Annotated in this window: 10 protein-coding genes and 1 riboswitch; of the genes, 3 read left to right on the top strand and 7 right to left on the bottom strand. The window is 48.2% G+C overall.

The features are described from left to right. Positions 1 to 70: 70 nt before the first annotated feature. Positions 71 to 1,873 (bottom strand): FAD-dependent oxidoreductase, encoded by a 1,803-nt coding sequence (locus ASJ33_RS01125; protein ID WP_041330426.1) that lies wholly within the window; start codon positions 1,871 to 1,873, stop codon positions 71 to 73. Positions 1,874 to 2,108: 235 nt separating this feature from the next. Then, positions 2,109 to 2,301: riboswitch (cobalamin riboswitch) on the top strand. Between the two features lie 113 nt (positions 2,302 to 2,414). Between ASJ33_RS01125 and ASJ33_RS01130 the strand changes: the two genes are divergently transcribed. Together ASJ33_RS01130 and trpD are read left to right on the top strand one after the other, a co-directional pair. Then, complete coding sequence (locus ASJ33_RS01130; protein WP_041330428.1) at positions 2,415 to 3,446, top strand: zinc-dependent dehydrogenase; 1,032 nt, start codon at positions 2,415 to 2,417, stop codon at positions 3,444 to 3,446. Positions 3,447 to 3,458: 12 nt separating this feature from the next. Next, entirely contained in the window at positions 3,459 to 4,583 is a 1,125-nt protein-coding gene (gene trpD / locus ASJ33_RS01135; protein WP_041330430.1) for an anthranilate phosphoribosyltransferase, read from the top strand. A gap of 136 nt (positions 4,584 to 4,719) precedes the next feature. Here the strand turns inward: trpD and ASJ33_RS01140 are convergent, their stop codons facing one another. From ASJ33_RS01140 to ASJ33_RS01165, 6 genes are all read right to left on the bottom strand, one after another. Further along, positions 4,720 to 7,908 carry a PAS domain S-box protein gene (locus ASJ33_RS01140; RefSeq protein WP_041330431.1) on the bottom strand — a complete coding sequence of 1,063 codons (3,189 nt, stop codon included), beginning with the start codon at positions 7,906 to 7,908 and terminating at the stop codon, positions 4,720 to 4,722. Positions 7,909 to 7,987: 79 nt separating this feature from the next. After that, the gene (locus ASJ33_RS01145) at positions 7,988 to 9,379 is read right to left on the bottom strand and encodes a cobyrinate a,c-diamide synthase (RefSeq protein ID WP_034376901.1); all 1,392 of its coding nucleotides are present in this window, start codon (positions 9,377 to 9,379) and stop codon (positions 7,988 to 7,990) included. Positions 9,380 to 9,418: 39 nt separating this feature from the next. Continuing rightward, positions 9,419 to 9,835: a secondary thiamine-phosphate synthase enzyme YjbQ gene (locus ASJ33_RS01150; RefSeq protein WP_023651817.1), complete on the bottom strand. Its 417-nt coding sequence runs from the start codon at positions 9,833 to 9,835 to the stop codon at positions 9,419 to 9,421. Next, positions 9,828 to 10,199, bottom strand: a complete 372-nt coding sequence (locus ASJ33_RS01155; protein WP_012881486.1) for a response regulator — start codon at positions 10,197 to 10,199, stop codon at positions 9,828 to 9,830. The genes ASJ33_RS01150 and ASJ33_RS01155 overlap by 8 nt, the downstream gene beginning before the upstream one ends. An 85-nt stretch (positions 10,200 to 10,284) precedes the next feature. Further along, positions 10,285 to 10,677 (bottom strand): response regulator, encoded by a 393-nt coding sequence (locus tag ASJ33_RS01160; protein ID WP_072555467.1) that lies wholly within the window; start codon positions 10,675 to 10,677, stop codon positions 10,285 to 10,287. 142 nt (positions 10,678 to 10,819) lie between these two features. After that, positions 10,820 to 11,392, bottom strand: a complete 573-nt coding sequence (locus ASJ33_RS01165) for a rhomboid family intramembrane serine protease (protein ID WP_034376899.1) — start codon at positions 11,390 to 11,392, stop codon at positions 10,820 to 10,822. A gap of 106 nt (positions 11,393 to 11,498) precedes the next feature. Here ASJ33_RS01165 and ASJ33_RS01170 point away from each other — a divergent pair, with 106 nt between their 5' ends. Beyond that, positions 11,499 to 12,458, top strand: a complete 960-nt coding sequence (locus tag ASJ33_RS01170; protein ID WP_041330433.1) for an ornithine cyclodeaminase family protein — start codon at positions 11,499 to 11,501, stop codon at positions 12,456 to 12,458. The last annotated feature ends 2 nt before the right edge of the window (positions 12,459 to 12,460 follow it).

Here is a 12,460-nt window from a genome sequence, read left to right on the forward strand (position 1 = left end):
GGGGCAAATCCGGGCATAAAAAAACTGCCGGGTTTTAAAGCCGGCAGTTTGCAAGTGCTAACAGTTATTTTTACTTGAAAAGTTTGGCAACAGCGGCAGCCAGTATCATAAGACCTATGGCAATAGGCAGAATACGGATAGCGTAGTTGTAGACGCTGTGCTTTTCTTCCAGAGCGGCTATTTCAGTCTGTCGTTTTTTGGCGGCGGCTTCATAACCGTAACCGCTGGTAATGGCATCCCAGTAGCAGGCATTTACGCACCGTCCGCAGTAGGTGCAGCTGGAGGTATCCAGACTATAGTCATGTACCTGGTGGACAATGTCACACCGCAAACATCTCTGGGCTTCTTTCTTGGCAGCAGCGGGGGATAGAGTTTTTTCAATTTCTACCTTATCACCACCGGCTTGTTTAACCAGATTCAGCTCTATCTGAGAGCGGTTTTGTCCTTTGGGTTCGCTAAGGGGTTTGATATCTTTTTCAGGCGGGGCCAGAGTCTCATCCAGATTGCCCTCACCCTCCAGATATTTGTCAATCAGACCGGCTACCGAACGCCCGGCGGCCATAGCCTCAATGACCGAGCGGGCGCCGCTGATGCCGTCACCGGCGGCAAATACGCCGGGTTGGACTACGGTCAGGTAATCCGCACCGGGTTTTTCATCGGGAGCGACCGTGGTGATGATGGTATCTGCCGGTATAAAGCGGCGGGTATCATTTATTATCTCATAATGGAGTTTATTTTCTTTGTCATATCCGTAAGAGCGGATACGGAAGAGTTCCACTCCCTCAATTTTGTCATCAGATTTAACCAGCTTTACAAAATCCAGTGAGGGGTGAACGGTTACGCCTGCATCTATTGCGCGGTCAACTTCTTCGGGGGAAGCTTCCTTGCTGCCGGTATGGCGGCTGCAAACCAGATGCACCTCTGAGACCCCTAGGCTCTTAGCGGCAAAGGCACTATTATAGGCTTCACTGCCGCCGCCTATTACAACTACCTTGTCGCCCAGGCTTTCTTTGGTGGTTGATTTTATACTCTTCAGGAAGTCACTGCCTTTAATCAGGTCTGACTCAACAGTTTCGTCGCAGGGGAGAAGAAGACCTTCGTCCAGGCCAAGTACGCCTGTAGAAAGCAGGACCGAGTTGTAACCCTGTTTGAACAGGGTCTGTACGGACTGCACCTGGCAGGAGGTATGTATGGTGACGCCCAGGTCGGTTATAGTTTTAATCTCTTTATTAAGTATATCTTTGGGCAGCTGGTGTTCCGGTATACTGTAAAACATCTTGCCGCCGGCATACTCCATTGATTCAAATATAGTTGCCTCATGTCCCAGCAGGGTTAAAAAGTAGGCTGAGGTAAGTCCGGCCGGGCCGGAACCGATAATAGCTACTTTTTTGCCGGTGGGCGGGGCAATTTTAAGGTTATTTTTCCAACTGCCGTCATCATTTTCAGCGGCATATCTCTTCAATGCCCGAATGGCAATAGGTTCGTCAAATTTCTGGCGCTGACATTCAAGTTCGCAAGGGTGAAAACAGACATAGCCGCACACGGAAGGGAAGGGTATTTTTTCTCTCATAACAGCAGTTGCGGCTGAAGCATTGCCGTCAGCTACGAAACGCACATAGCGGGGGATATCTAATCCAGCAGGGCAGGCACGTGTGCAGGGGGAGGTGCCAACCCGTTTGGTAGGTGTTTTATCCCTGTCCAGTTTGATAGCATCTACCGGGCAAACGCTGGCACACCGGTTGCACCCTGTGCAGCGGCTTTGGGTCCAGAAAAATTCACTGCCCTTGGTACGCTTGGTAGAGACTACCTTGCCGTCCTTTTGAATTTCTTCGGCTGATTCCAGTTTTTCTACAGGTGCTTTTGTTTTGGCCATATATGTCTCTTTTTTAAAATATTTACGCCTATATTTAAAAGACCTAGTTCCTGATATTATACTTGCAACATATAGTACATTGTCAATCCGTGAAGCCCGCTGTCGGGACAAGCAGGTTAATTCTACCACCCCTTCGGTTCTTTGGCCAACTTGGTGTCCGGTATCGGTGTGCAGGGATAAAAGAGTCTCAAACAGGGGATTGACAAAACAGAAATAACTAATTAAAATCAATTCTAATTGAATAAGGTCTGCCGGTGCTTTGTAACAAAAGCTTAAAAGGGAAGCCTGTTAGAATCAGGTGCGGTCCCGCCGCTGTGTACGGGGACGAAAACTGGAGTACGCCACTGTTTCATTGGAATGGAGCGGGAAGGCCCGGTGAGTAGGTTGAGCCGTAAGCCAGAATATCTGCCGGCATAGAGTTTCGCGGAAAATGGCCGTGGGAAATGGTAAATCCCTGAGCCGAAAGGTTTGGGGTTTTATTTTTTGTTTGAATCCTCAAACCTTGGTGGTTTGGGGATTTTTTTATTACGCGGGGTGAAATATGAAAGCGGTCTTGCTGGAAAAACCGGGAGAACTCCTTCTTGCGGAGGTGGCTACTCCATCCTGCCCGAAAGGCGGGGTACTCTTAAAGGTTTCCTGTTGTGCAATCTGCGGGACAGACGTAAAAATGTTTCGGCGGGGGCATCGTGACCTTAAGTACCCCCGCGTGCTGGGGCATGAAATAGCCGCCGAGGTAGTCTGCTCCGAACACCCTGATTTTAAGGCAGGTACTCGGGTGCAGGTTTATCCGGGTATTGCCTGCGGGGTTTGCCCGCTTTGCCTGCAGGGTAGGGAGAACCTGTGCGGGCAGGTGAAAATAATCGGTTTTAATTATGACGGGGGCTTGGCCGAATATATGGCACTTCTCCCTGAAAGCCTGCCTGGCGGGCTTAACATAATACCTGAGAATGTTTCAGATGAAGAAGCCTCTCTGGCAGAGCCGCTTGCCAGCTGTATTCACAGCCAGTATGTTTGCCGGGTGGGGGACGGAGACCGGGTGTTGGTATTGGGGGCTGGACCTTTAGGGTTGCTGCAGACCATGCTCGCCAGATATAACGGAGCGGAACAGGTGCTTGTGGCTGAAATCCTGCCGGAGAGAGTGTGCGGAGCGGAACTGGCCTGCCCGGACAGGGTAATAGATTTGGGTAAGACCAGCCTTAAGCAGGGGGTTTTTGAGCAGACCGGCGGGGTTGGTGTGGATGTAATCTTAATTGCCAGTTCGGGGGTGGAAGTGGGAGAACTGCCCTCTGTTTTAAGCCCCGGCGGGCGGATAAATTTCTTTTCCGGCCTACCCAAGGACCGTTCTGGATTTACCATTGATGCGAATTCCATCCATTATCAGGAATTGATTTTGAGCGGCTCTTACGGCTCTACCGCAGCGGATAATGCTGAGGCTGTCCGCCTGATAGGGCAGGGAATTATACCCGTAAAGAGGCTTATCAGCCGGGTGACAGGTATTTCATATATAGAGGAGGCTTTTCTGGGAGTAGAAAGGCTGGAAGGTCTTAAAACCGTAATCAAATTTTATAAATGAAGGACACAAAAAATGGATGAAAACAGGGTTAAAAATTTTGGGGCTGTCATAAGCCGCCTTATCTCAAAGGAAAATCTGAGTCGTGAGGAAGTAAAAGACTGTTTTTCCCAGATAATGCGGAATGAACAGCCTGATCTTCAGCAGGGTGCATTCATGGCCGCCCTAACTGCCAAAGGCGAAACGGCAGCTGAGATTGCCGGTGTCTGGGAAGCTATATATGAGCAGGATACAATTCGGGTGAGGCCTCTGGTAGATAAACCTGTGGTGGACAACTGCGGCACAGGCATGGACAGCCTGAAGACCTTTAACATCAGCACGGCTGCTTCCATTGTGGCGGCGGCGGGCGGGGTGGTACTGGCAAAACACGGCGCCCGAGCCCTTTCCGGGAGCTGCGGCACTATTGATATGCTGGAATCACTGGGTGTTGATGTGGAAACAGACGTTGAGACAGTCAAACGGAGTATTGAAACTGTGGGTATAGGCATTTTTAACGGTATGAGTGCTAAGGTTCACCCGCAGGCTCTTTTCCGTATTCTTTCCCAGATACGTTTCGGGACTACCCTTAATATTGCCGGTTCACTAGCAAATCCGGCTTTGCCCCATTATGCGGTTAGGGGTGTATATTCGGCTGAACTATTGCAGCCGGTGGCTGAGGTGATGCGCGAGATAGGCTATAAAAGAGCTCTGGTTATATACGGGTCTGCCCCAGGCGGACGCGGCATGGATGAGCTTTCAAATCTGGGTGAAAGCCATATTGCCGAACTATGTGAAGACGGGCAGATTATTAAGTACAGCTTGTCTCCGTCGGATTTCGGTTTGACGCCCTGTCTGACTGAGGAAATCGTAACTTCAGGTGACAAACAACGTGAAACTCTGAGGCTGCTGCGGATTCTTTCAGGTAACGACGAAGGGGCTGCTTTTGAAGTTGTTTGTTTAAATGCGGCGCCTGTTTTTTATATAGCAGGTATGGTTAAAAGTCTTCAGGAGGGTTATGCTAAGGCGGCAGAGATAATCCGTTCCGGTGCGGCTATTGCCAAGCTTCGGCAGTGGATAGAGGCACAAAACACCAACCCTGAAGCGGGTATTGCCCGGCTGGAGAGTCTGTTGGGTGAACTGGATGGGGCTAAAATCAGCTAAGGCTGTAGATATATGTGTTTGAAAGTGAGGTTGCCGGGGAGTAAGCTTGGGCGGCACTTCCGGCAGCCTTATTTCCCTTTTAAGATTGTAATTGGAAAATATGCTCTGACAAACGGGCGGGGTATAGGTAAGAAAACTAACCTGCTGTTTGGCTGGGGGTTTCAGCCGTGGACAGCGGCTGAATATCTGCAACCGGCAGTTCTATACGGAAAGTAGCCCCGTTTCCCGGGGTGCTTTCTACAGATATTCTGCCGTTGTGTTCCTCAATAATACCATGGCAGATGGAAAGCCCCAGTCCGGTGCCTTTGCCGACCTCTTTGGTGGTAAAGAACGGGTCAAAAATACGTTTTATATTCTCAGGGCTGATACCGGGGCCGTTATCGGAAATACTGATTATTACGTGCTTGTTGTGCTGGCTGGTCTTGATAATTATCTGGGGGTGCTCTTTCAGCCGCAGGAAAAACTCTGCGTTGATAATAATATTTATAAGAACCTGCTGAATCTGGAAGAAGTCCAGCATCACCCGGGGCAGATCAGGATCAAGCTCAGTGATGCAGCGGATGTTATTAATCCGGTGGTCATGTTTGCGTAATTCAAGCACCTTATGGATACTCAGATTGATATCACCGGCTTCGCGGGTAGGTGGCTGTTGGCGGGCAAAGGTCAGTAGATTACGTACTACTTCGGCTGCCCGCAGGGCTTCACGGTGAATAGTCTGGATATCTTCCTTTATAGATTCTTCCAGTTCGTTCATCAGTAAAAGTTCGCTGAAACCTACAATACCGGTAAGGGGGTTGTTTATTTCATGAGCCAGACCGGAAGCCAGTTCACCCACGGAAGCCATGCGGTCAGTCATAATAAGCTGCTGTTCTATCTGCTTGCGTTCGGTAATATCTACGCTGAGTATTATTATGCCCTTAATCTCACCGGCATATCCGCGGAGTACAGCCCCGCTTATCTGGCTGAAATATTCGGTTCCATCCGGGCGTAAACACCGGAGCTCCAGATTGCGTATTTCATTCAGGCTGTCCGCCTGATTCATATATGACCTGGCCATATCACGGTCTTTAAGGGAAACAAACTCCAGTGCGTGTCTGCCTATCAGCTGGTCTTTACTGGTGCAGTTGTTCATTTTCAGCATGGTTTGGTTTATTTCGGTGACATATCCGCTGGTATCCATGACCGCTATGCCTTCATTAACCCCGTTGAACATGCTGCGGATTTTTTCCTCCGAAGCTATCAGGGCGTAATGTGTTTGTTTCTGCTCAGTCATATCAGAGATAATGCAAATAGCGTTCAGTACACTGCCGTGTTCATCAAGCAGTGTAGAGCAGTTTACCATGACATCACGGTACTGTCCGTCCTTGTGCAGCATGCGGCAGTCTTTGTTGTAAATGATATCTCCGCGGTTCAGGCTGGCAATATGGTTGCGGACTTCGTCGCGGAAAGATTCATGAATAATATCCAGAAAGTTTGTACCCAGCATTTCGGCCGGGGTATACCCCAGAATTTCCTGAATACGCATATTGCAGTCGTTGATAATACCGTTCCGGTCAAATGAAATAATTATACTGGCGGCGGTTTCAAATATTGAACGGTAACGGTTTTCACTGCGGGTCAGGGCATCCCGGGCATTTTTCAGGCGGCTTATATCTGTAAAAGTGGTGTAAACCATATATGAATTTTCCTGATTTATGCGGAAAAGGGGAAGGGCGAACAGGTTTACCCAGCGGATTTCACCGGAAAGGTTGTTTTTTATACCCATGAAAACATTGCGTATGGCTTTCCCTGTTTTCAGGGCTGCTATCACCGGGTTTTCACCGGGCGGCATGATTGAGCCGTCCTCATGTACATATGTCCAAATGGGGTCGGCAATATTTACACCCAGCAGTTCGCTCTCGTGCCTGCCGAAAATGGTATTAGCTGCAGGGTTAGTTTCAATTATGATACCTTTATTATCAACATAAATAGCACCCTGAGCCATGGTTTCAAACAGGGTATGGTACTTTTCCTCGGACATGCGCAGGGCTTCTTCGGTATGCTTCAGTTCGGTTACATCTTCACCTGAATACAGTATGGAACTCATCTGTCCGTTTTTGCTGCGGATAGCGGTAGAATGCCAAAGAATTACTTTTTCCTGGCCGTCTTTAGTCAGGACTACATCCATATAGCGTTCGGGCAGTTCGGTTTTACCGGATATAATCTGTTTATACATGGAACGTTTTATCAGGCGGCGGTATCCGGGTATAAAATTTTCAAACCAGTTTTGCCCCAAGATATCCTGATACTCATACCCCAGTATCTGACAACCCCGCTTGTTAATCTGGGCAACAGTCTCATCTTCATTCAAGACAACTATAATTACTCCTGCGATATCCAGATAAAGCTGGGCTTTGTCCCGTTCTTCTTTAAGCCGTATTTCTGTCCGGGCAAGTTCCCTGCGCCGGCGTATTTTTTCTACCCCCAGTGATATATCTTGGGAGACTTCACGCAGCAGGGAGATTTCTTCCCTTCCGAATACATCCGGTTTATTTGAGCAAACGCATAATATACCCAGCAGTTCCTCTCCGAAATCTATGGGTGAACAAAGCAGACTGCGGCAATACTGGCAGTGTGTTGCATAGTTTTCAATTGGCTGGCTGTGAATATCTGGCACTACTATCAGACTGCGGCTTTTAATGGCCTGTTGTATGGGTTCACCCGGCAGGTGCAGGCAATGATGTGCGGGGCACGTTTCGGCTGAAAGATGGGGTTGCCCGTAGACAGCGTGGTAACGGGGTTCAACCATCTGCTGGTCAGGGGTTGCATAACCTATCCAGGCTACCTGATACCGTCCAGCATAAACCAGCCTTTCACATATCCTTTCCATAAGCTCTTCTTCATTATCTATATGGGTAATATGGTGGCTTATATCCCGTATCATGGACAGGATCTGATTAAGATTTTCTTCGTGGCTGATTACTCGGCGGTGGTTGTTGATTATCAGGCTTACCAGACTGCTGGCGCCCAGGGTTATTAAGACAAGTAAAAAAGTAATTGGCTTAAACAGGTTCAGTGTAACTAGCACCAGCATACCCGGAATAAGTATGCCGCTGGCCCAGAACATGGAAACTTTAAATCCCCAGCGCCAGGTGGCAATGGCAATAATAATTATGGTAGTGGCTGCTTCTACGCTGGTGGTGAAAAGTTGCCAGTTGGAATTTTGGACGAGGTCCGGAGGGGAAAAAACTGTATATAATCCCAGAACGATTACCAGTACGGATAAACCAGCGACGTATGTGAAGTATTTGTCCTTGAAAAGTGGAGGGAACTGTTGTTTTGTCACTGCTCCGTTCTTCCCTTCCCTTTTGCTGGTTTATATTAAACCAGAACCAATTTAATTATTCAAAAGAATAGTAAAAGAGCTAAATTGTACAGAATTTTTTGGAAACGCGTATGAAATGCCTTGCCAGATTTGGATTTGTGCCGAAATGCAGGTGCAGGTAACTGGCAAGTACATTAGTACTGTTCCCTATAATAAAGCCTTCGCTTTGACCAACAAATTCGGCTGGCTCCAGCAGGGTGTAGGCGGGTTTGGTCTGAGGGGAAGGTAATTTTGACCAATGGAAGATATGACCGCGGAGTTCGGTGCCCTTGGCAGAAAGGATATTATCGTTCTGTACTGCTGCTCTGGTATATGCCAGACGATGGAGTTTCTTTTGCATAACGGATATGCCGGGAAGCAGCCCCAGCATCAAGTATTTTGTGCCGTCAAAGTCCTCTATTGCTTCGGATAAATACATAAGCCCGCCGCATTCGGCGTAAATGGGCATGCCGCTCTCTGCTGCTTTGGTCAGGGCGGTCTTCATGAGTTGATTGGTACTTAGTTCAGCGGCCATTATTTCCGGAAAGCCGCCCCCTATATATATGCCGCCGATATTTTCAGGCAGGCAGGTATCATGTAATGGGCTGAAATAACAAAGTTCCGCCCCCCAGTCTGACAGCATATCCAGATTGGCTTGATAATAGAAGCTGAATGCTTCATCTTTGGCTACAGCTATGCGGGTAACCGGGCAGGCAGGGGTTTTGGGGAAGATGTGCGGACAGGGTTTTTCAGGCAGGGGCGGGGCATTTTGGGCAATTTCCCAAATGCGGTCAATATCTATAGTACTTTCAATATGGGTAGCCAGGTTCTGGATAAAGGTTTCCAGTTCACCGCCTTCAGAGGTAGTCTTCAACCCCAGGTGGCGTTCCGGTATAACCAGGTCTTTATTGCGAAGCAGATAGCCTATTACCGGGGTAGAGGCATATTTTTCAATTGCGTTCCGGCAGATTTCATAGTGGCGCATACTGCCTGCCTGGTTGAGTATCACGCCGGCAATATTTATACGGGGGTCCAGATTTTTGTAGCCTAGAACTATGGCAGCGGCACTTTCAGCCATATGCGAGATATTGACAAGCAGTATGACAGGGGACGAAAGCAGTCTGGCAATCTCGGCGGTAGAGCCTCCGGGGCGTTCCCCGCTGTATCCGTCATAAAGCCCCATTACGCCTTCCACCAAAGCTATCTCTCTGTTTTTCAGGCCGTGGAAAAACACTTCCGCCATGGCATCTTTGTCCAGCATCCACGAATCAAGATTATGGCAGGGGTTATGCGAAGCCAAAGTAAGGTATCCGGGGTCTATATAATCAGGGCCGCACTTGTAGGCGGCTACTTTATGTCCGCGTTTGGTAAGGGCGGCGGTAATGCCGCTGCTTATAGTGGTTTTGCCGCTGCTGGAGGATACTCCGGCTATAACGATGCGTGGGAAATTCATATTGCAGAGTATATCACTCGGAGTTTATTTGCGTAAAGCTCACTTTTCTTTGAGGATTTTTATATTTACAGTGCGTTTGCGCGGACCGTCAAACTCCGCGAGGTAAATACCCTGCCAAGTCCCCAGCAGCGGCCTTCCTGCTTCTATAATAAGGTTCAGGCTGTTTCCTGTCAGGCTGGTTTTTACATGGGCGGCCGAGTTGCCTTCCGCATGAAGAAAATGGGTGACAGAAGGGACTATCCGTTCAAGCTGGGCTTTGATATCGGTAATAACGTCAGGATCGGCATTTTCATTTATGGTTAATCCGGCAGTGGTGTGGGGGACAAATATATGGCACAGGCCGGAGGTAACGCCGCTTTGGCTTATAACCAGACTAATCTGACTTGTAATATCTATAAATTCGGTTTGGCTGCGGCTTAGTATTTCAAGACAGTACAGGGGTGTGGCATCAGTCATGTTTGATAAATTCACTCACCTTGTTTCGCAGCTCCTGCGGATTAAATGGTTTGGTAATATAGCCGTCAGCACCCAGTTGCTGGCTGAGTTTCTTGTTCAGTTCATAACCCACTCCAGTCAGCATAATAATGGGAGTGGAGCTGGTTTGTTTATCCCCTTTGAGCATGCAGCAGGCTGCCAGCCCGTCCAGCTTGGGCATCATGATATCCATGAGTATCAGGTCAAAGTTCTGCTCGCGTGATTCTTTTACGGCTTCCTCGCCGTTTTTAGCCTGAACTATCTGATAGTTTTTGTCCAGTATACTGCAAACCAGCTGCCGGATATGCTCTTCGTCATCAGCCACCAGTATCTTTATTTTGGACATCACTGCCTCCCTAGGATACTTCAGATAATAATGAATAATAGTATATCATTAGGGGTAAAAAAATAGATAGAGTTCTTAAAAAACCTTAGTTACAGTTCTCAAGTTTTCCCAGCGTTTCGGTGATTATCTTCTTGAGATCGCTCGGGGTGAAGGGTTTGGGTAAAAAAGGCTGACCGGCGGCATCCAGAAAACCCTGGGTGGTTTCGTCCATCAGGTCACCGGTAGTGAATATAATCCGTTTGGCAATATCAGGATAGTGGTTCAGTGCGTATGCGTACAGGTTTTTACCGTTCATGATAGGGGTGCGTATATCTACCAGGCAAAGATCAAAAGTTTCCTGCTGAATAAGTGCCTGACCTATCTGGCCGTTTATGGCAATAGTTACTTCAAGCCCCATGCCTTCCAGAGTGCGCAGGCACACCTGACATATGGAGGGTTCGTCTTCAACTGCCAGTACCCGGTATTTTTTGTCTGTCATAGAGTCCTGTTTTCGGTAGGAGAATTTGGGTTATTAGAATGGGTAATGAATTTATACTAATGGTATTGTATCACAGAGTTGACAGCTGTCAATAGAGGGGTACAGTAAAGTGTTAAAAAAGCAAAAAAGAAGTCAAAAATACTTAGAATCTAAATTTACCCTGCTTGATAAGGTAACCGCAGGCAGCTCCTACGAGTAACCCTCCCAAATGTCCCTGCCAGGCGACTGACGGCAGGAAGGACAGGATAATAAAACTGCCTATGACTGCAATCCACAAGGGGATGGGTACAGGCAGAGGGAAGACCATAACCTTGGAGTTCGGGCGGAGTACTGCCAGGGTTCCGCCAAGTGCAAAAACCGCCCCCGAAGCACCTATGACATATCCGAAAGAGCCTGCATTGAGGAGTATAAACAGCAAACTGCCCGCCAGGCCGCCCCCGAAGAATATTATCAGCCAACTGCGCTGGCTTATCATCTGGAGCAGGGCGTTGCCGAAGAAATACAGAGTAATCATATTGGCAAAGAGATGCCAAAGGTCTGCATGAACAAACAAACTGGTTATAATGGTCCACGGGTGGCTGATAGCTGTTGCCGGCTGAAGTGCCAGATAAGGCCCAATCTGGGGGGCAAAATTAACCCCGAAAAACACAATAACACAGGTGATTATTACAAGGAGTATTATATCCGGCTGGTTACGGTAGCTGGTATATCTCATACAGCGTAATTCTGACAGTTTTATCCAAGGTGTGTCAAATTTTTATTGACAGCCGGATTTGAGCGGCACTAAAGTCTTATAAGAAAGGTATTAAAGAGGTGAAATCATGCCCACTCTTATTCTTTCGCGCAAAGATATTTCCGGATTGATTTCCATGCCGCCGGTTATACAGGCTGTGGAGCAAGCATTCAGGGATTGGGCAACGGGATTAGGTGATATGCCCTCTAAGGTTTATTTGACGCTACCTAAAGGGGACTTCAGGGCTATGCCGGCCTCTCTGCCGGGTGCCGCCGGAATAAAGTGGGTAAATGTTCATCCGGGGAACAAGGCTTTGCAGATGCCTACTGTAATGGGACTTGTGATTTACTCTGACCCGGATACCGGTTATCCCTTGGCGGTTATGGACGGCACGGATATTACCGCTTACCGTACCGGGGCGGCTGCCGCCATAGCCTCAAAGTATCTAGCCAGAGCTGATTCTGCCACGCTGGGGATTGTGGGTGCGGGCAGACAGGCTGTTACCCAAATAATGGCTCACCAGGTGCTTTTTAATCTGAAAGAAATACGGGTATATGACATATTTCCCGATTCGGTTCTAAGGTTGAATAAGTATTTTCCTGAGCTAAATATAAGGCAGGCCAGCCTTGCTGAGGCTGCTGCTTCGGATATTATTTGTACTCTTACTACCTCAAACAAGCCAGTGTTACTCTTAAAAGACCTTAAACCCGGCTGTCATATCAATGCGGTCGGGGCGGATGCTCCCGGCAAACAGGAACTTGATTCCCGTATTCTCCGTCAGGCGGTAGTGGTGGTAGATGATATGGAGCAGGCAATTCATGCCGGCGAGCTGAATGTGCCGGTTCGGACAGGGGTTTTCAGTAAGGAAATGGTGAAAGCCAACCTGGGACAGATAATACAGGGTAAAAAAAGCGGACGCGGCTCAGCCAGTGATATAACGGTGTTTGATTCTACCGGGGTGGCTATTGAAGATATTGCGGTAGCCAAAATGCTGTATCAGATGGCAAGCGAACTCGGAACCTTCCGTAGCCTTGGGCTGGTGGATTAGGT

This window comes from Dehalococcoides mccartyi, from assembly GCF_001889305.1.
Taxonomy (GTDB): domain Bacteria; phylum Chloroflexota; class Dehalococcoidia; order Dehalococcoidales; family Dehalococcoidaceae; genus Dehalococcoides; species Dehalococcoides mccartyi_A.

Bases quoted from the DNA above. Each gene is read 5' to 3' on its own strand.
- ASJ33_RS01125 (WP_041330426.1), bottom strand. From the start codon at position 1,873: ATGGCCAAAACAAAAGCACCTGTAGAAAAACTGGAATCAGCCGAAGAA.
- ASJ33_RS01130 (WP_041330428.1), top strand. From the start codon at position 2,415: ATGAAAGCGGTCTTGCTGGAAAAACCGGGAGAACTCCTTCTTGCGGAG.
- trpD (WP_041330430.1), top strand. From the start codon at position 3,459: ATGGATGAAAACAGGGTTAAAAATTTTGGGGCTGTCATAAGCCGCCTT.
- ASJ33_RS01145 (WP_034376901.1), bottom strand. From the start codon at position 9,379: ATGAATTTCCCACGCATCGTTATAGCCGGAGTATCCTCCAGCAGCGGC.
- ASJ33_RS01150 (WP_023651817.1), bottom strand. From the start codon at position 9,835: ATGACTGATGCCACACCCCTGTACTGTCTTGAAATACTAAGCCGCAGC.
- ASJ33_RS01155 (WP_012881486.1), bottom strand. From the start codon at position 10,199: ATGTCCAAAATAAAGATACTGGTGGCTGATGACGAAGAGCATATCCGG.
- ASJ33_RS01160 (WP_072555467.1), bottom strand. From the start codon at position 10,677: ATGACAGACAAAAAATACCGGGTACTGGCAGTTGAAGACGAACCCTCC.
- ASJ33_RS01165 (WP_034376899.1), bottom strand. From the start codon at position 11,392: ATGAGATATACCAGCTACCGTAACCAGCCGGATATAATACTCCTTGTA.
- ASJ33_RS01170 (WP_041330433.1), top strand. From the start codon at position 11,499: ATGCCCACTCTTATTCTTTCGCGCAAAGATATTTCCGGATTGATTTCC.